The sequence below is a fragment of the Streptomyces lothianensis genome (assembly GCF_047779955.1).
Classification (GTDB): domain Bacteria; phylum Actinomycetota; class Actinomycetes; order Streptomycetales; family Streptomycetaceae; genus Streptomyces.
In genome coordinates this window covers 1-19287 of the sequence record NZ_JBLMKT010000069.1, presented here as the reverse complement: position 1 = coordinate 19287, position 19287 = coordinate 1, and the positions used below count along the sequence as shown (strand labels likewise).

At 69.8% G+C, this 19287-nt stretch carries 15 protein-coding genes, 1 pseudogene and 1 riboswitch; of the genes and pseudogenes, 9 read left to right on the top strand and 7 right to left on the bottom strand.

The features are described from left to right. Positions 1–49: 49 nt before the first annotated feature. From ACLF6P_RS24030 to ACLF6P_RS24010, 5 genes are all read right to left on the bottom strand, one after another. Positions 50–823, bottom strand: coding sequence for an ABC transporter ATP-binding protein (locus ACLF6P_RS24030; protein WP_415952823.1), 774 nt, complete (start codon positions 821–823; stop codon positions 50–52). Next, positions 823–1926, bottom strand: a complete 1104-nt coding sequence (locus ACLF6P_RS24025; protein ID WP_415952822.1) for a FecCD family ABC transporter permease — start codon at positions 1924–1926, stop codon at positions 823–825. The genes ACLF6P_RS24030 and ACLF6P_RS24025 overlap by 1 nt, the downstream gene beginning before the upstream one ends. A gap of 101 nt (positions 1927–2027) precedes the next feature. Further along, positions 2028–2148: riboswitch (cobalamin riboswitch) on the bottom strand. 170 nt (positions 2149–2318) lie between these two features. Continuing rightward, the gene (locus tag ACLF6P_RS24020; RefSeq protein WP_415952821.1) at positions 2319–3008 is read right to left on the bottom strand and encodes a polysaccharide deacetylase family protein; all 690 of its coding nucleotides are present in this window, start codon (positions 3006–3008) and stop codon (positions 2319–2321) included. Positions 3009–3093: 85 nt separating this feature from the next. Then, positions 3094–5667, bottom strand: a complete 2574-nt coding sequence (locus tag ACLF6P_RS24015; RefSeq protein ID WP_415952820.1) for a discoidin domain-containing protein — start codon at positions 5665–5667, stop codon at positions 3094–3096. A gap of 588 nt (positions 5668–6255) precedes the next feature. Beyond that, positions 6256–8211: a PAS domain S-box protein gene (locus ACLF6P_RS24010; protein ID WP_415952818.1), complete on the bottom strand. Its 1956-nt coding sequence runs from the start codon at positions 8209–8211 to the stop codon at positions 6256–6258. A 624-nt stretch (positions 8212–8835) separates the two neighbouring features. Here ACLF6P_RS24010 and ACLF6P_RS24005 point away from each other — a divergent pair. From ACLF6P_RS24005 to ACLF6P_RS23970, 8 genes are all read left to right on the top strand, one after another. Continuing rightward, positions 8836–9897 (top strand): glycosyltransferase family 2 protein, encoded by a 1062-nt coding sequence (locus ACLF6P_RS24005; protein WP_415952816.1) that lies wholly within the window; start codon positions 8836–8838, stop codon positions 9895–9897. A gap of 664 nt (positions 9898–10561) precedes the next feature. Then, complete coding sequence (locus ACLF6P_RS24000; protein WP_415952814.1) at positions 10562–11158, top strand: phosphoesterase; 597 nt, start codon at positions 10562–10564, stop codon at positions 11156–11158. Continuing rightward, complete coding sequence (locus ACLF6P_RS23995; protein ID WP_415952813.1) at positions 11155–12720, top strand: alkaline phosphatase D family protein; 1566 nt, start codon at positions 11155–11157, stop codon at positions 12718–12720. The genes ACLF6P_RS24000 and ACLF6P_RS23995 overlap by 4 nt, the downstream gene beginning before the upstream one ends. A 289-nt stretch (positions 12721–13009) precedes the next feature. Then, entirely contained in the window at positions 13010–13945 is a 936-nt protein-coding gene (locus ACLF6P_RS23990) for a class I SAM-dependent methyltransferase (protein ID WP_415952811.1), read from the top strand. Further along, a complete protein-coding gene (locus ACLF6P_RS23985; RefSeq protein WP_415952810.1) occupies positions 13942–14454 on the top strand; it encodes a hypothetical protein in 513 nt (170 codons plus the stop codon). The genes ACLF6P_RS23990 and ACLF6P_RS23985 overlap by 4 nt, the downstream gene beginning before the upstream one ends. Before the next feature lie 625 nt (positions 14455–15079). Next, positions 15080–15790: an N-acyl homoserine lactonase family protein gene (locus ACLF6P_RS23980; RefSeq protein WP_415952808.1), complete on the top strand. Its 711-nt coding sequence runs from the start codon at positions 15080–15082 to the stop codon at positions 15788–15790. Between the two features lie 179 nt (positions 15791–15969). Continuing rightward, the gene (locus ACLF6P_RS23975; RefSeq protein ID WP_415952807.1) at positions 15970–16890 is read left to right on the top strand and encodes an arylamine N-acetyltransferase family protein; all 921 of its coding nucleotides are present in this window, start codon (positions 15970–15972) and stop codon (positions 16888–16890) included. Positions 16891–17204: 314 nt separating this feature from the next. Beyond that, entirely contained in the window at positions 17205–17711 is a 507-nt protein-coding gene (locus tag ACLF6P_RS23970) for a hypothetical protein (RefSeq protein WP_415952805.1), read from the top strand. A 46-nt stretch (positions 17712–17757) separates the two neighbouring features. On the opposite strand, the gene ACLF6P_RS23965 is transcribed toward ACLF6P_RS23970, so the two are convergent. Beyond that, on the bottom strand, positions 17758–18171 hold the full coding sequence (locus tag ACLF6P_RS23965) for a hypothetical protein (protein ID WP_415952803.1): 414 nt from the start codon (positions 18169–18171) through the stop codon (positions 17758–17760). A 157-nt stretch (positions 18172–18328) separates the two neighbouring features. On the opposite strand from ACLF6P_RS23965, the pseudogene ACLF6P_RS23960 reads away from it, so the two are divergent. Beyond that, positions 18329–18674, top strand: a pseudogene (locus tag ACLF6P_RS23960) (transposase); the annotation flags it as partial. Positions 18675–18803: 129 nt separating this feature from the next. On the opposite strand, the gene ACLF6P_RS23955 reads toward ACLF6P_RS23960, so the two are convergent. Beyond that, positions 18804–19082 (bottom strand): hypothetical protein, encoded by a 279-nt coding sequence (locus ACLF6P_RS23955; RefSeq protein ID WP_415952801.1) that lies wholly within the window; start codon positions 19080–19082, stop codon positions 18804–18806. Positions 19083–19287: the final 205 nt, after the last annotated feature.

Genomic DNA, 19287 nt, shown 5'->3' with positions numbered 1-19287 from the left:
GATGTATCACTCGGACGTGAGGGCGCATCGCTGGGCCCCGGGGGACGGATCACTGGAGGGGAAGGCGGTCGAAGAGCAGCTGGACCACACCGGTGTCGGGGTGTTCGACGCGATGGGCCCGCACACCGAAGACGTCGGCGAGCAGCCCCGGCGTGAGGACGTCGTCCGGTGCGCCGGAGGCGACGATCCGCCCGGCTTCGATGACGTACAGGAGGTCGCAGTGGCGCGCGGCGAGGTTGAGGTCATGCAAGGCGGTGAGCACGGTCAGACCGCTGGCCCGGACCAGCGCCAGGGTCTCCAGCTGCTGGGCGATGTCGAGGTGGTTGGTGGGCTCGTCCAGCACGAGGACATGTGGCTCCTGGGCGAGCGCCCGGGCGATGAGGACCCGCTGCTTCTCGCCGCCGGACAGCGTGAGGAAACCACGGCCGGCCAGGTGCCCCGCCCCCACTCCCTCCAGTGCGGCCGCACACGTGCGGCGGTCTTCCCCGGTGGTCCGGGCCACCGGGCCCTGGTGCGGCAGCCTCCCCATGGCCACCACCTCGGCCACGGTGAAGTCGAACTCCGGGGCGGACTCCTGCGGCAGGGCGGCCAGCCGGCGCGCGGACGCGCGGACGTCCAGCGCCGACAGGTCGTCGCCGTCGAGGCGGACCGTACCGGCCGTGGGACGCAGTGCCCGGTACACGCAGCGCAACAGGGTGGATTTCCCGCTGCCGTTGGGGCCGACCAGCCCCACGAACGAGCCGCTCCCCGCTCGCAGGCTGACGTCCTCGACCAGCCGCGCTCCGGAGAGCTCGACGGTCAGTTCCTCGATGTCGACCCGCATCAGGCACCCCCGAAGTTGTAGGCGCGGCGGCGCATGAGCAGCACGAAGCACGGCACACCGATCGCGGCCGTCAGTACGCCCAGCGGCAGTTCCGCGGGGGCCAGCACCACGCGCGACAGGATGTCCACCCAGATCAGCAGCAGGGCGCCGGCCGGCGGGGCGACGACGAGCAGGCGGCGGTGATCGGCTCCGACCAGCATCCGGGCGGCGTGCGGAACCATCAGACCCACGAAGCCGATCGCCCCGCTGACGGCGACCACCGTCCCGGTGACGGCCGCGGCGGTGACGAAGAGCTCCTTGCGCAGCCGCCCGGGGTCCACCCCGAGGGCGGCTGCGGTCTCGTCGCCCATCGCCAGGGCGTTCAGACGCCGGGCCGACCAGCTCAGGTGGGCGAGCCCGGCGAGCACGGCCCCGGCGGCGATCGGTACGGAGGACCAGCTCGCCCCGCCCAGGCTGCCGAGCAGCCACATCATCGCCGATCTGGCGGCCTCGCCGTGCTCGGCGGCGAACACCATGAACGTGGTCACCGCCGAGAAGCCGTAGTACATCGCCGTGCCGGTCAGTACGAGCCGGAGCGGCGTCAGCCCGCGCGGGGTCATGGCGATCGCGTACACCAGGAACATGGCCACGAGAGCGGACAGGAACGCGGCCGCCGACAGCGCCCAGATCCCGAGGGCACCGAACGCGCCGAAGATGAGAACGGCGTTGGCGCCGACGGCCGCGCCGGAGGAGATGCCGAGGACGAACGGGTCGGCGAGCGCGTTGCGGACCATGGCCTGCACGGCCACGCCCACCGCCGCCAGACCGGCGCCGACCACCGCGGCCAGCACCGCACGCGGGAGGCGCAGTTCCCACACGATGGTGTAGGAGGGCACTTCGTCCGCGGCGATGGACCCACCGGTCAGCCCCGCCCCCAGGTAGCGCAGTACCTCGCTCCAGGCCAGCCCCGACGCCCCGATGCCCGCCGCGCAGACCAGGGACACCGGGAGCGCCAGGCACAGCACGGTCACGAGCAGGGGCAGCGAGACGCGGGGAGGGGGTGGGGGCCCGCTGCGGGCGGGCACGTGCGGTGCGGCGGGCAGGGGATCACGGAGCGTGGCCACAGGCGGATCGCTTTCGCCTCGGGCCGTGCACCTGCTTGTTCGAAGAAGCGGCCCCGGGCGCAAGGCGCCCCGCGCAGCACCTCTCGCAGTCCACGGCGATTGACAGGAGCTTCACCACCGCGGGTAATCGGGCTTACGGAGCCTCGGGAGGGCTCCGCCTACCGTTGCGGGTCAGCGCCGGACTTCGACCGGACTTCCCCCACGGGGTGCTCGCAGCTTAGCGGGTGCTTGCTCACCGCCGTCACGGCCGCTCCCTTGTGCATGGCCGGGCCAGAGGGCAGAGCTCTCCGGCCCGGCTGCTTCCCGGGCTTTCCCGGGCTTTCCCGGGCTTTCCTGGGCGTGGCCGGGTCCGGCCCCGGCAGCCGCTGCTGCTGCCGAGGCTCGCACCGATCTCAGCCCGGGAGATGGTCGCGCAGTGGCGCGGGGCGCAGCCCGGCGGCGTCGACGGCGTCCAGCACCCGCTCCAGGTCCGCCGCGGCGGTGTCGGGGCCGAGGTGGACGAGCAGGATGTCCCCGGCGTTCAGCTCCGGGATCTCGGGCTCGCCGGGTATCCAGGGCCAGTCGGTGAGGTCGTGGGTCCAGGTGACGACTGCTGCGGCGCCGCACTCCGCCGCGGCGATCCTGGTGTCCTCGTTGTAGGCGCCGGCGGGGGGCCGGAACAGCCGCGGACTGTCGCCGAACGCGGCGAGCTGCGCGTCCCTGGCCCCGCAGATCTGCTCCTTCTGCGCCGCGAAATCCAGCTCGGTGAGATCGAGGTGGTCGACCGCGTGGTTCTCCATCCGGGAGGGTCCGTGGTTGAGTAGCTGCTGGAAGTAGTCCCGGTCCCAGGAGTAGTTCACCGGGTTGATGAACAGCGACGCCGGGACGTGCCGGTCCAGGAGCATCCGCTGGACCGACGGATCGTGGCCCCAGCCGTCGTCGATGGTGATGAAGGCGACGGGCTCGTCCGTGTCGACTTGGCTGATCACAGGCGCCGGCTCCGCCCAGGAGTCCGAAGGCTCCGCGTGCGCAGGGACGGAAGCGGCCAGCGGGATCGACAGTGCGGCGAAGGCGGCGAGCGCCGCCGTGCGGATTCTCGACATGCACACAAGATGGTCCAGACCAATTCGCGGTGTCAATGACCTTGCCCCGCAAAGAAGTTGCTCGCTGCGCGGGGCCCGGACGTGATCATCCGATCAGGACGCTGCGTGCGATGCTCGGTACCCCCGCGCTGTCCATGGCGAACAGCAGGTAGCTGCCGGGCAGGGCCACCCCCGGATCGGACGGAATGCTCAACTCGTAGGTGTTCGCGGCTGTTTGGCTGCTGTGGAGCGGTACGCGGCGCTGGTCGTTGTTCGTCGAGTGTGTGGCGACGTTGTTGCGGACCAGGACGAACGAGGCCACCGGCTTGTGGGTGGTCACCGTGACCTTCGCTCCGTTCGTCATTTCGGCGGGCACCGTTCCGGTGATGGCGGGGCGTGGCTTGTGAGTGCCGTCCGCGTTGAGCAGGTATGGCGGTGTGAAGATCGAGCCGTCCGGGTGGTTGGTGGCGCAATCGCCGCACAGACCCCCGCCACCGGTGAATATACGGCCGTCGGGCAGCAGATTGGCGACGCTGTGGTAGTTCCGCGGCACGGCCATGGTCGCCATCCTCGTGAACCTGCCGGTGGCCGGATCCCAGATCTCCGGTGTCATCGCGGACGTGGCGTCGCTGAATGGTACGGGGAACGCCTGGCCGCCGAACACGGCGATCTTGCCGTCCGGCATCACCACGCTGTTGGCGAAGGCCCGCGCGTAGTCCATGTCACCGGTCCGCGTGACGGCCGGCGCGCCGGCGCCGTTTGCATCGACGGTGTAGGCGCGGCGCGTGGCCGGCGCGTTCTCGTACGCGGTGGCACCGCCCAGCGTCAGCAGCTTGCCGATGTCGTACGCGACGGCGTTGCCGTTCATCGCGTCCGCGCTGTCGCCCCGGCTGCCCGCGGAGCTGATGCCGCCCGAGCCGCCGGTGGTGATCCAGTTCATCTGCTTGCTGGGCCCCAGGTGCAGGACCCGCCCGCCGGAAGCGGCGTACAGCCACTGGTGGTTGTCGGCCCGGTAGGCGTCGGCGGGGTCGTCGGTCATGGTGGTGGTGACGGGCACGCCCGGCAGGGTGCGCCATGTGCCGTCGGCCGGGGACCAGACCTCGCCGCCCTTCCCGCCGTTCCCTCCGTTCCAGGAACCGCCGAGGACGAACGCCTCACCGGTCGACAGGAGTGTCATGGCCTGATAGCCGCGGGGGATGTTCATGTCGGTGGTGGATGTCCACGTGTCGGTCGCCGGGTCGTAGATACTCGCGCGTTCCGCGTTGCTTCCGCCGGTGACCAGGATCCGGCCGTCCTCCAGGACGGCGGTGCCGGGACAGAACATGTCGTGCTTGGTGTTCTCGATCCTGCGCTGGGTGACCTGGCCGGTTTCCAGGTCCAGCAGGGCGGTCTGGGTGTAGCCGTTGCTGCCGCCGAAGCGGTCGGTGCCGTAGGCCGACCAGGCGAGGAGCTTGTTGCCGGGCAGCACCGTGGAAGCCACCGGCACCAGCGGGAATCCGGTGACCTTGCCCCAACTTCCGTGCGTGGCCGGGTCGGCCGGACCCGCGATCCGTATCTCGGCGGCGGAGGACCACGGACCCCGGCCGCCCGCCTCGCCGGTCGCCGTCAGGCGGACGTAGCGGGCGGTGACGGTGTGAGTGAATGTGGCGCCCTTGACCGTGTCGTCGTCACGCCAGGTGCCCGAGGCCACGGGAGGCCCGAAGCTGACACCGTCGGTGCTGGTCGTGACGGTGTACCCGCCGATCCTGCCGTTCACGCCCGGGCGGCGCGGCTGGTAGCTCAGCGCGGACACCGCCCTGGCCGTCTGCATGTCTATGGTGAGGTGGTGCGGCAGCGGTGCGGCCGTACCCGACCACTTGCTGTGCCAGATCGTCGAGTCATCGTTGTCCAGGACGTTGCCGGCGCGACCGTCCTCGGCGGCGGTCTCCTCGTCGCTCGCGGTCGCCGTCCAGCCGTCACGTGGCAGGTCCACCGTCTGCGCGGGCGTGCCCGGATCGCCCAGGAGATTCAGCTCCGCGGCCGACGACCACGGGCCGCGGTTGCCGGCCTCGGTGCGGGCGGTGAGCCGGACGTAGCGAGTGCCCTTCGGGGCGAAGCTGATGGTCTTGAGCGTCGCGTCGTCGGCGAGGGTACCGGTCGCGACCGCCGGTCCCCAGGTCGTGCCGTCGGTGCTCAGATGCACCTCGTACGCGCCGACCCTGCCGTTCGGGCTGCCACTGCGCGGCTGGTAGACGAGGGCGGACACCACGACCGTACGGTGCATGTCGAGCGTGATCGTGTGGGGCAGCGGCGCGGCCGTGCCCGACCACTTGCTGTGCCAGATGGTGGTGTTGTTCCCGTCGAGGACGTTGGCGGCCCGTCCGTTCTCGGCGGCCGTCTCCTCGTCGCTCGCGGTCGCCGTCCACCCGTCACGCGGCAGTTCGGGCGCGGCCGGAACCATCGCCGAAGCGGGCGCGTCTGCGTGATGCGGAGCCGTGGGCGGCTCCGGCGCCTTCGTGCGCGCTGCGGAACCGGCGTCGGCACGGGCCGGCGAGGACTCGCCGGTGGCCAGCGGCAACAGCGCGGCCACCACCGCGACCAGCGCGGTGAGGATCAGCCCGTGCAGTTCCCAGCGCGGCCTCAGACGTCTGTGCAGCGATCGGAACGGGACTGACGGGCCCTTGCCGGACGGTTTCCTCACGCTCCACCCCCGAAGCCACGGGCGACCGCACCCCCCACGGACGCCAAGCAGGCATGACCATGTCATCATGCGCAGGGCTTGTAAAGAGCCCATGTGTGCACCGTTGTCCCCATGCGTCCCACAGAGCTTTGACAGTTGCCGTGCCGCCCCGCCGACTTCCACGATCGTCCTGCTGATGAACCGGCTTCTGAGGGCCGGGGGCTCGGCTACAGCCGGCCGGTTGCGATCGACTCCACGCCGTTGACCGGGGCGGCGAGGAGTCCGCGGGCCTTGCGGATCAGCGGGTGCCGACCACGGTGGGGCATCCACCGCCCCGGGCCGCGGCCAGGCTCTCGTGCGGGCGCTGCACGATCAGCTCTCTCGTGAACTCCGACGGAGCGGCGAAGACGTGAAGACCGGGTGCCCGCCGGAGGCACTGGGGGAGAGGCGTTCGGGGATGAGGCGCATCCGGCACCTTGCTCGCGCAGGACCGGGACCACGCTGACCAGGTCCCGCAGGGCAAGCCGGGAGCCGTCCGGGCGGCGGCACGGCAAGGGCAGCGCCTGCCCGGAGGAAGACAAGACAGGTCTTGCCTCTCATGCTCGGATGTCACCCGGCTCCGTTTGCTGTAGGGAGCGTGAACCAGGTGCTTTTGCCGTCATCGGTAGGGCGTACGCCCCAGCTGTGGGCGAGGGTGTCGACGAGGAGGAGACCGCGACCGGACTGGTCTTCGAGGGCAGCCAGCCGGGGCCGGGGCAGGTGGGGACTGCGGTCGGTGATTTCAACGGTGAGTTCGGTATCGCTGTGCCGCAGATGCAGCCTGAGCGGGCCCTTTGCGTGCAGGACGGCGTTGGTGAGGACTTCGGAGACCAGGAGCCGGGCGTCGTCGGTGAGGTGCGCACAGTCCCAGGCCATGAGGGTCTTGGTGAGGAAGCTGCGCCCGTCGCCGACGGCACAGGGGCTTGCGGGCAGGTCGAGCGTGGCGGTGCCCAGCGGGGCGGCGGGAAGCCGGGCCAGGAGCAGGGTGACATCGTCGTCGTGGCCTTCGGGGTCCGGCCGTAGTGCGGCGAGGACACGGTCGGCGACGGCTTCCAGCCCGTCGGCGGTGACGAAGGCCGTGTCAAGTGTGCGGGTGAGCTCGGCAATGCGGTGTTCGATGTCGCTCCCGGGCGTTTCGATCAGGCCGTCGGTGTAGAGGACGAGCGTGGCGCCGGGCTGCACTGCGGTGCGGGTCTGCTGGTGTGGGATGCCCCCGACCCCGAGCGGAGCGCTGACCGGGGCGTCCAGCGCCCGCACCCGGCCACTCCGGTCGGCCAGCAGGGGAGGCAGGTGGCCGGCCGAGCAGACGGTCAGCTCACCGGTGTCCGGGGCGAGCGTGAGATAGCAGCAGGTGACGAGTTGTTCAGGCTGGTCGAGGTCGGTGACGATCGAGTCGAGGGCATGCATCAGCTGACGGGGCTCCATGCCGGTCTTGGCCAGCGCGTGGGCGGCGGCCCGCAGCTGGCCCATGGCGGCGGCGGCGTCCAGGCCACGCCCCATCACGTCGCCGATGAGGATGCCGGTCCGCCCTGCGCCCAGCGGGATGAGGTCGAACCAGTCGCCGCCAACCCCAGCGCCCTGCGTGGCGGGCAGATAGCGGCTGGCGGTGGCCAGGCCCTCGATCGCGGGCGGGGTACCCATCAGGCTGCGCTGGAGGGTGAGGGCGATGTGACGCTGCTGCTCGTACAGGGCTTGGAGCTCGGCCTCGGCCCGCTTGCGGTCGCCGATGTCGCGCACGATGGCGCACGCGCCCTTGACCGTCGCGTCGGCGGCGCGCGTGGGCCAAACGGTCACATCGACATCCAGCAGCTGTCCACTGCGGGTGACGTGGAGGGTCTCGAAGTGCTCGACCTTGTCGCCACGGTTCAACTGTTCCAGGAACGCGGTGACCTCGTGCGCGTGGTCGGGTGGGGAGAGCATCGCCACATGGCGACCGATCGCCTCTTCGGCGCTGTAGCCGTACAGGCGCTGGGCGGCGGCGTTCCAGTAGGTGATGTGGCCGTCGAGGGTCTTGGAGAGGATCGCGTCCTGGGAGGACTCGACGAGCGCGGCGAGCTGGTGGGTGTGCTCCTCGGCGGCCTTGCGGTCGCTGACGTCGCGGACGGCGGCCGAGACGAGGAGTCCGTCACTGGTTTCCAGAGGGCTGAGGCTGATCTCCACGGGGAACTCGGTGCCGTCCTTGCGCAACCCGTGCAGTTCGAGTCCCGCTGCCATCGGCCGCACCTGCCGCGTGGAGGCATACGCCTCGCGATGTCCGGCATGCTGAGTACGAAACCGGCCGGGAATCAGCAACTCCACGGGCTGGCCGAGCAACTCCACGCGCTGATACCCGAACAGCTTCTCCGTCTGTGCGTTGACCAGCCGGATACAGCCCGCGCCGTCCACGATCACCATCGCGTCGGGAGCCGCCTCCAGCAACCCCCGAAACCGCTCCTCCTCCGTTCCGGTCCCGCTCCCCGGGAGAGCGGCGCCGCAGTGGCAGGACCGCGGCCGTCCCGCCGGCACTGCTCCGACCGCGTCATCCATATCGGTCCCCACACTGTGATCTCTGGCAGACCGGCCCATCACAGCGCACCAGCACCCATTCTGACGCCAGATTTCCTCAACTGGTCTCCCAGTGGCCGAATGTGACCATTTCGCTTCGGCTGGCCAACGTCTCCTGAGGGCCAGGCGGAAGCCGCCTCGGTCACCCGGGCCGGGTCCGGCAACCTCCATGCACACATCGGTGGCGGCACGGGTCCTGGGTGGGATGAGGAGCGTCGTCCAGGTTGACTGGAAGTTGAGTGACGATCATGTGCCTTAGCAACGAGGGGACTTGGCGGGGCCAAAGTTCTTCCGCGCTTACCGGACCGTACACCCGGACTGGTCCAGACCATCACCGCACCTGTGTGATCATGGGTGACGCCAAGTGAACCAGGTACACAGCGTCGTGTGCTGGACATTTCGATCCACGCTCGACTGGAGAGCCACATGGCCGAGACAGGGATTGCTCCGTTCGGTCCCGAAAGTGTTCGCCCCGTCCCCCTTGTCACCACCACCGGATCCGCCGGCGAGATCAGTCCGCCCGGATACGCCTGCTCCGTCGCCGCATCCACGGAGCCGGGGATGTTGCCGAACGCACATCGTCAACCCCAGCACGACACCGTAGTCGTGATTCCCGCCCGCGACGAGGAGGCCGAAGTCCTCGACTCCCTGGAGTCGCTCGCCGCGCAGACCCACCGCCCCGACCTGATCCTGGTCGTCGTCAACAACTCGACCGACGGCACCGAGCGGGTGGCCCGGGAGTTCGCCGCCCGCCCTGGTGTACCGCCCACCCGCGTGCTGTGCCTGCCACGCAACCCGCACAAGAAGGCCGGAGCGCTCAACCACGGTCTGGCCCGGCTCGCCGAACCGGCCGGCTCCCTGATGCAAGCCGCCCGATTCGTTCTGGTGATGGACGCCGACACCAGCCTCCACCCCGAGTTCGTCGCCCGTGCCCGACTGGTCATGGAGTCCGATACCCGGCTCGGCGGCGTCAGCGCGACCTGCTACGGCAGGGGCGGACTGTGGCGGTCGACATGGCAGCGCTACCTGACCGGGATGCAGATCATCGAGTACGGGCGGTACGCCCATACCCGCTCCCGCACCGCTGTGCACACCATGGCCGGGGCGGGCTCGTTCTACCGCACCGCGGCGCTCCAGCAGCTGATCGACGCCCGCGGCGAAGTGTTCTGGCAGCACAGCGGCAACCTCGTGGAGGACTACGAGACCACACTCGCACTGAAGGAGTCGGGCTGGCGGGTGACCGCCAACCAGTACTGCGTGGCGTACACCGACCTGATGCCCCGGCTCCGGGACCTGATCCGACAGCGGGAGCGCTGGGTCCGCGGCACCCTGGACATCATGCGGCAGCGCGGCTGGACGCGGCACACCCGGCTGTCCATCGTCCAGTACGTCCTCGGGCTGCTGGGCTTCAGCTACAGCCTGGGCTGGATCGTGGTGTGGGCGGGGCAGTCGGTCGAGCAGGGCAGCCCGGCGGGCGATCCGCTCTGGCTGGTCATCCTGCTGGTCTGGTCGCTGTTCTCCGCGCTCAGAGTGGCGCCGCTGGGCTGGAAGGCGATGCTCGTCTGCGCCCTGCTCCTGCCCGAGCTGGTGTTCCAGCTCATCCGCACCTACTGGATGGGGACCTCGCTGTGGCGCTCCTACACCTCCGGGACGGCGACATGGGCGTGATGCGTACCCTGTCCGAACTGGGGCCCGCCGGGCTCGTGTTCCTGGGTATCAGCCTGTCCATCCTGGCCTTCAGTATCGGCTGCTATCTGGCCTCCTTCCCTCGCCGGCGGAGGGACGCGCGTGCCGTGCACGAGAGTCCGCGCCGAAACTCGCCCGCCGCCCTCGCCCCGAGCGGGCCGCCCTCGCCGCGCGCACCCGCGGGGATGTGAAATCTCGCACCGGCGCCGACCTCCCGGCGCCGACCTCGGTGCCGGTGCGGACGAGGGCTGTGCTTCTGCGGCCCCCGTGGAACCTGGCGCGGCACTTGCCGTCACGGGTGGTGGCGCCACGGGAGTCCCACGCGGCCCCACCGGTGCCACGCATGCGCGGAGAACACAGGAAAGGCCCTCGGGTCGGCCCAACGCACGCACGCCTTCAGGCAGACGCGCACGCATGCGAGCGGAGTGAGGGGGAGTGGACCGGGGGAGGGGGAGGCCGCCGGGTGTGCGCTGGGGATCGCCCTTGACTGTTCTCTCGCTGGTGCTTTTGGCGCCTGGTACGGGCACTTGTCCGGACAGGTTGTCGAGAAAGTTCGGTGAAGGGCTTCCCGTGGTTCACCTGGGGCTGGTGTGATGCGTGGCGCGTGGCGCGACAACACAACAGACCACCACCAGGGGAGACGTGGATGAATCTCGTCGTGAACGGCGACGCGGAGAGCGGACCGGGAGGCAGCGCGGAGCCAGTCGGCTCGGTCACTGGCTGGAGGATCGCGCAGGGGGCACCCGCGCTGATCGACTACAGCTTCGGCGGTGGGTATCCGGGCCCGTCCGACCCAGGGCCCGCGCAGCGCGGCAGCCGGTTCTTCTCCGGAGGCAACTCACCCCGTACGGCCCTGGTCCAGGACATCGACCTGCCCACGAGCGGGGCGACCGGGCACGAGGCCGTTGACACGGGGCGCGTGCGGTACACCGTCAGCGCCTGGCTCGGTGGATACGCGGGACAGGAGGACGGCGTACGGCTGTCCGTGGAGTTCCGGGACGCCGAGGGTACCCCGGTCGCACTGAACGTGCTCGGGCCGGTGACTGCGGGAGAGCGCAGGAGGCGTACCGCCTTGCTGGAGCGTGAGGCGACGTCCACGGTGCCGCCAGGGGCCCGCAGCGCCCGCGTCCTGCTCGTCTTCACGCGTTCGGGGAGCGGCACGTCCAACGACGGCTACGCGGACGCGATTTCTCTCACCCTCGGCGCTGCCGGCGCCCGCAACCTCGCTGGAGGCCGGTCGTGAACCTCAACCGACGTGATCTGCTGAAGGCCGCCGCCGCGTCGGGCGCACTGGGCGTCGTCTGGCCGCTGGCCGCCGGACTCTCGCCCGCGCAGGCCCGCGAGGCCGCGGAGGCGCTGGGCGCCGACTACGACCCGGCCCCCTTCACCCTCGGCGTCGCCTCCGGCGACCCTCAACCGTCCTCCGTCGTCCTGTGGACCCGCCTGGCCCCCGAACCCCTCGCCGTCGAACAGAACCTGCCCGACGTCGTCGAGGTCGACTGGGTCGTCGCCGAGGACCCCGAGCTGCGCACTGTCGTCGCCCGCGGCAAGGCACCGGCCTCCGTGACACTCGGACACAGCGTGCACGTCCCGGTCGGCGGCCTGAGCGCGGGCCGCCACTACTGGTACGCGTTCAGGGCCCTGGGCAAGACCAGCCGAGTGGGCCGCACGAAGACCGCCCCCACCGGAAGCGTCGACTCGGTCCGCTTCGCCGCCGCCAACTGCCAGGCCTTCCACGACGGCTTCTACGCGGCGCACCGCGGCATCGCCCGCGAGAACGTCGACTTCGTCGTCCACCTCGGCGACTACATCTACGAGCACGGCCAGGTCGGCGGCGTCCCCGAGAGCCACGTACGCGACCACGAGGGCGGCGCGACCTTCACCCTCGCCGACTACCGCAAGCGGCACGCTCTCTACAAGGGCGACGCCTCGCTGCGCGAGGCGCACGCCGCCCACCCCTGGTTCCTCACCTGGGACGACCACGAGGTGGCCAACGACTTCAGCGGCACGGGCGGCGGCGCCCCCTTCATGCAGCGCAAGGCGGCCGCGTTCCAGGCCTGGTTCGAACACATGCCGCACCGCGACAGCTTCGGCGAGGCCGCGCTGCCCGACCCCGAGATCCACCGCGTCCGCCGCTGGGGCAACCTGCTCGAACTCACCGTCCTCGACCTGCGCTCGTACCGCTCGGCGCAGAACCTCTCCGACGGCACCATCCTCGGTGCCGAGCAGAAGTCCTGGCTCAAGCACGGCATCGACAACGCCCCGGACACCTGGCACGTCTGGGCCAACTCGATCATGCTCAGCCAGCTGCGCGGCTCGCCCGGCGGCTCCTACATGTTCACCGACCAGTGGGACGGCTTCCTCGCCGAGCGCAAGGAGGTCCTGGGGCATGTGCACAGCAGCGGCCTGGAGGACCTCGTCGTCATCACCGGCGACTGGCACTCCGCCTTCGTCGACGACCTCCGCACCGACTTCGACGACACCTCCTCGCCCGTCGTCGGTACGGAATTCACGGCGCACTCGGTGACCTCGGGCGCGTACTCCGCGGACTGGAACCGGACCAACGGCCCAAGGATGGGCCGGGCCAACCCGCACCTCAAGTACTTCGAGGGCAACCGCTACGGCTACGACGTGTACGAGGTGACCCCGGAGCGCTTCTCCACCCATATGCGCGTGATCGAGGACCGCCGCGACCCGGCGTCCCCCGTCTCGACGCTGACCACGTTCCACGTGGACCGGGGCACGGTGGGCTCGTACGAGGATGCGGCGACGAAGAGCTCCCCGGCGCAGTACCGCAGGGACTGAGTACCCGGCGCCCCTTTCCGGACTGACATGACACACATCACACCGGTGCGCGGTTCCGCCGCGCACCGGCCGGCGCTGTCGCCACGGCGTTTACGGCCGTGGCGACAGGGCCGCGCCCCGAAGCGCCACGACCTCCTGTCCTCGCCGAGACCTGGGCCACGGCGAGGACGGGCTGCCGATGGCCCCCTGCTGGGAAGGCCGAAGGAGTGCGGGCGGGGGCGGACAGTCCACGACTGGGGGCACCCGGCGCCCGACCGGAGGGCAGGACTGGACCGTAGGGTTCTGCCTCGTGCACCAGCTAGAGATTTCCGACCTGATCACGGTCTTCGACCCACGCAGCGGTCACCGGCTCCCGGTCCGGCGCGCCGAGGTGATCCGGCAGCTACGCGAGAGCGAAGACGAGCGCGCGGCCCGCATCGTCGCAGGTCTGCCCGTCGACCCGAACGGTGTCCTCGACCCGCACGCCGTGGACCGCCTGCTCATCGACGTGCACACCGAGCTCCAGCGCCTGAGCGAGGAACTGCGGATCGGTGAACGGCTGGCCCACCTGCTTGGCCCGCTCTTCACCGCGATCGGTGAGACCACCCGGCAGTCCGGGCCCTACCGCCTGGTCGACGTCGGATGCGGCCTGGGATATCTGATCCGCCAGTTGGCGACCACCCGCGTACTCGGCGCAGACGTCGAACTGGTCGGGGTCGACCTCAACGCCGCACTGGTCGGCGAGGCAGACCGCCTTGCCCAGGCGGAGGGACTCGACTGCCGTTTCGTCCACGGGAACGCCTTCGAACTGCCGGAGGCCGCGACCGTCTACGTCTCCACCGGCGTACTGCACCATTTCCGAGGCCCCGCCCTGGCAGAGTTCTTCCAGGCCCAGGCCGCCTCACCGGCCTCCGCCTTCTGCCACTTCGACATCGTCGGAACACGCCTCGCGCCCATCGGCGCCTGGGTCTTCCACCGTGCCCGGATGCGCAGCCGGCTAGGCCGCCACGACGGAGTCGTCTCGGCACGGCGCGCGCACAGCGATGAGACCCTGCTGCACGCCGCCACCGCCCCCGGCATCCGCGCGCTGCTCTACGAGCCACGCGGAACGGTGAACCCGTTCTGCACCACACTGCGTCCGATCATCGGGGTCCGCCCTCATCTGGAGGCACCGCTTCGCCGAGCCCTCGGCAGGGAAGCACGCCGCATGGTCGGCCCGGAACACCTCACCGGGACGACCCGATGACTCTCGCCATCCCGCTGATGCTCCTCGGCCTGACCGACGCGGCGTTCAGCGGCTTCCGGGCGTACGCCGGCACCGACGCCCGCATCCGCAAACAACGGGCCGCCGTCCGAGCCGCTCTGCGAGGGCTGGCCGTCGGAGCCGTCCTGCTCCTCGCCCCGACACTGACCGCCGTCCTTCTGCTCCTGACCGCACGGGACCCGGCGCGGACCTACGACACCCTGAACGCCGGCGCCCTCGGCTACCTGGTCCCGCTCGCCGTCTACGCCGCCGCCGTACTGCTGTCGCTCGCCGCCTACTTCACGCTCCCCTTCCGCGGCAGCACTCTCGCCATGGTGGTCGGCCTCGGCCCCTTGACCCTGCTGCGCCCACTCACCGTCGCCGCCGCCTGCCTCGGCTCGCTCCTGAACGGCGGCGGTGGACCGGCCCTGCTGGTCGGCACGATCGCCGGGTCCGCCGTGCTGTGCGTCGAACCCTTGGTGCACAGGCGCTGGTACCGCCATGTGCAGTAGCAGAACAGCGGTGCGGTGATCGGACGGGCAGGCTCCCTTTCTGCGTGGACGCGGATCACGCAGCAACTTCTACGAGGAGCGGGGGATCAAGCAGCGGCCCCGCGCTCCACGGGCAGTTCGGCGGAGCATCACCCGGCGTGCGGCCAGGCACCGGCCGCGCAGCACCGGCCGCCAGCCACCGTCGTCGCTCCCGGCCTGCGTGCTTCCGTCCTGTACGGCATCGGTTGACGCGATCTCGGCCTGGACCTCGGTGACCACGGCCTCGACGAGGCGGGTACCACCACCACGGCCTCCGGCAAGGATTCCGACACCACCGGTGCCGGTACCGCGGGTGCCGGTACCGGCACCCGCGGGGTGCCTGACCCAGGCCCTCTCGGCACTCTGGTTCTACCAGCTCTTCCGGCCGGTTCGCTGCCGGGGTCATCGCGGAGTTCGGCACCGTCAACGCGGCTCGCTCCTGCTCCGGGGCACACGCCGACACGCGTGACCGCGTGCACGCACAGCCCGACAACAGACAGCTCGACAACAGAATCCCGAACGCACGCTCGGCTCCTCGGGGTCGGTGACGGTTCTGCTGTGGGCAGACCCGCCCCGGCAGCCCATCAGGAGCTGTCACAGTGGCGGCATGGGGACGAACATGATGGTGCGCCGGCTCGACCTCGGGTATATCATCCGGCCCGTATCGGAGACGGGGGGCCCGCATCCGCGGGTGGAGCCCGTGTTCGCGTATCTGGTGAAACATGACCAGGGTCTGATCCTTTTCGATACCGGGATCGGCGACGCGGGTCCCGAAACCGAAGCGCATTACCGCCCGCGGCGCCGCGCCTTGCAGACCGCCCTTTCGGCGGCCTCGGTCACCCTCGCCGATGTCTCCCTGGTGGTGAACTGCCACCTGCACTTCGACCACTGCGGCGGAAATCAACTGCTGTCCGGCAGGCCTGTTCTGGTCCAGGCCGTGGAGCTGGCCACGGCCCGCCGGGGCGGCTACACCGTCGATGAACTGCTCGATTTCCCCGGCGTCGTCTACGAGGAACTTGCCGGGGAAACGCAGATCTGGCCAGGCGTCCGGGTCGTCCCGACCCCGGGACACACTGCAGGACACCAGTCGCTCGTCCTGCGCCGGGACGATGGCACGGTGATCCTTGCCGGTCAGGCACACGATTTCGCGTCCCGATTCACATCGGACCACCTGGCTCACCGGGCCGCACAGGACGGCGCGGCGCAGCCGCTTCCTCCTTACCAGCCCTGGATGGAACGGCTCGCCGACTTCGACCCCCGCCGTGTGCTGTTCGCCCACGACAGCTCGGTCTGGGAACCACCGAACACCACCGGCTGACACCGGGCACGGTCACTTCGTCTCGTCGGGCCCGTGCGCTCCTTGGGCACCTCCGTCCGTGGACCGAGGACCAATGGACGAGCCCGGCCCGCGACCTTTCGGTGAGGCGCCAGGAGCAGCGCTTCGCATACTTTCGATCAGCGCGGCCACGGCACCCGCAGGGTTCCGATGCCACAGGCATGAAGGACAGCACAGAAGGGCGGGAGAACATGAGCGGGAACCATACGCAATCACCCTGGCAGGGCGACGAGTTGGACCTCGACGCATACCTGGAGCGCATCGCGTTCGACGGCCCGCGAGATGTCACCCGGCAAGCCCTGGGACGGCTGCAGCGCGCCCACACGACCTCGATCCCCTTCGAGAACGTGCACGCCGTGCTCGGCCGCCCCCTGCCCGTCGATCTGGCTTCCGTGCAGGAGCGGTTGGTGCGCCGTCGGCGCGGCGGATACTGCTTCGAGCACGTCGCCCTGTTCGCCGCGGCACTGGAGCGGCTCGGCTTCGACGTCACCGCGGTCACCGGCCGTGTCACACTCGGTGTCGCCGGCAAGGTGACTCCGGCCACGCATGCCATGCTCGTCGTCCGTCTCCCCGGCGATGCGCGGCTCTGGCTGTGTGACATGGGTTTCGGCAGCGGACCGACCGCACCGATCGAACTCACCGACGGCGCCGTGCTCGAGGCCGACGGCTGGCGCTACCGTCTGGAGCGGCGCCCGGGGCCGCTGGTCGACACCTGGTCGCTGCAGCAGCACGGAGCCGCCGGCTGGTTCGAGCGCAACAACTTCGTACTGGTCCAGCAGCACCCGATCGACTTCCGGGTCGGCAGCCACTACGTCGGCACCCACCCGCGCTCACCCTTCGTCACACGCCTGTTCGCCCAGCGCTTCACCGGCCCGCAGCACCACCAGCTCGACGGCACCACCTGGCGCACCACCACCCCCGACGGCGTGACCGTCGAGAAGGAGATCGACCCGTCACATCTGAGCATGCTGCTCGAGGAAACCTTCGACCTCACCCTCGACGAGGACGAACTCGCCGCGATCCGGCAGGCATCCGGAGCCGCCGGCCGTGCCCGGGAATTCTCCGTCACCCACTCGTCATGACCCTTGTCATGGCTCGTTACATGACGTGTGTTCACCTGTGTCCGATGTCATCCCCCTCAGGATCCTGCAGGGCCAGGAAGTTCCACCGCCCCCATGGAGATTCTGTGATCGGATGGTCGCAGTCGACTCCGTGGCTGCACTCGGCCTTGTGCGTATGAATGAATTGGGAATGAGGTACGACCGTGTCGGTAAGGCGTCAACTTGCTGCCGTCGCCCTGTCCGTCGGGTTGACGACAGTCGCCTGCGGACAGGCGGAGACCCCTTCGGCAGGAGTTCAGCCGCGCACCGCTCACGAGAGCTCGCCGGAGCCATCGGTGTCCACCGCAACCGATGATCGCCCCTGCCCCTCCGCGTCGCCCACTCGGCTGCCCGAGACGCGACCCTCGAAGACCTACGAGGTGGATGAGGAGGCCCTGGACGAGGAGGACCGGAAACGTCGCGAACTGGCCGAGTCGCTCGACCCCGGGGGAACCAATGCACCCTCAGGACCCCTGTACGGAGGGACTCCCGAGTGGGGCGAGTCGGTTGCCACGAAAGGGCACGTGCGTGCCTTCACGCCGAGGAAATCAGAGAACCGCTCCGGCCTCGTGGTGCCAATCGAGATCATCAATTGCGGTTCCACTCGCGCCTTCTACCATGTCACGGTCACGGTAACCGGGTCGAACGGCTATCGAGCCGACGCACGTATGGAGACGCCCGTTGTTGGCGTGTACGCGGGAACCAGTTGGCCCAGTGAGCTCACCTTCCAAGACCCTGAGCACGCCGTGCCGAGCGATCCCATGATCGAGATCGAGTACGAGAGAGAAGCACGGGACGGCTGACCTCCGAACGCCCGGTCAATCACGAAGCGCGAGATTCCACGAGCCTTTAGCAGTAGATTCTCACGGTGTAGTAGCCGATGCTGTTGGGGATCTTGTGCCACCCGGATCCCCAGCCCGGGCCAGTGCCACTGTATCGGCCGGTACAGCCGTTCGGGACGTAGACGCCGTCGGCGTCGGTCATGCCGTTCGCGCCATCCACGGACCGATCCCCGGGGTACAAGCGGACCTTGTTACCGCAGGCTGTGCCACTTCCACCACAGTTCCAGTCGTCAGCTACGACCAACCACTTGTCCGAGGCAGTGGAGTTGTTGACCCGACCACACAGTTCCTGCCACAGGATGTAGTCACATCCACCGGCCGCAGCGGGTGAGGCGGTCGAGAGGTTGAGTCCGAGGCCCGCCAAAAGGAGGACTCCAGTGGACAGAGCCGCCTTGATACGCGGCGAGAGGGACTTCTTCATGGCACAGGCCTTCCTGTCTGCAACGGATGCGGCAGTCCATAGTGGCGGGGGTGGATCCGGGAGGGAACCTGTAACTTTTTAGGGTGCCTGCCGGGAGGAGGCGACTGCGCGCCTGCTTGGCCCACCTGGCAGATGCGGCCACCGACGCTCAGCGCCGGCGTTCGCCAAGCGGTATGGAGCGAAGTTCCCCAAGGCCGTGAAGAAGATCGTCGATGACGAGGTCGAGCTGCTGGCGTTCTGCGACTTCCCCGCCGCGCACTGGATCCACCTGCGGGCCACGAACTCCTTCGAGTCGACCTTCGCGACCGTGCGACCGCGGACCAAGGTCACGAAGGGGGCGGGATCCCGGGGCCGCCGCGCTGGCGATGGTCTTCAAGCTTGTCGAGTCCGCCCAGGCCCGCTGGCGAGCGGTGAACGCACCGCATCTTGTCGCCCTCCTCCGGGCCGGGGCCCGCTTCGAACGCGGCCACCTGGTCGAGCGGCCGAAGGAGGCGGCAGCGTGATGCGACAACGCGGCCGACGCACAAACCACCGCGGCCGACGTTTGCGGGCTTTGGCCTGCGGTGCGCACGTTTGGCAGCCGCGGACGCCCGCGGTCTCGACACCGGCGCGAACACCAGGTGTGTAGGCCGCTACGGCGTGGCGGATGTCGGCGCGGGCATCTCCTCGGCTGTGTCGGTCTGTGGCCAGAAGCGGGAGAAGTCCTCGGTGGGTGCCGGGGACGAGGGGGTGGGCCGGGGCGGGTGAGCAAACGGTCCGGCGTGGTTGGCCATGAGGAGCATCATGACGCCGGCGACCACGGCGCTGATGATGATCAGGACCAGGCCGACGGGGTTACGCGGGTTGTACTCGTACCGACTGGTGCCCCACTTACTGCGCTTGAACACCGGTTCGTTGTCGTCGAAATGCATAGCCCGAACGCTAGTTTCACGCCGATTGGCAGATCAGCCCTGCCTGCAGCAGTCCCCACTACCCCTTCCTTGCCGGGGCCGTGCAACCGTCGATCACTGATCCCAGGCCAGCTTCCTGCGCGCCGGTCTCCTCCTGGACCTCCCCGACGACCTCGACGCGGCCACGGGGCCGGGCATCACGACGCGCCCGTTCACGCCGTACACG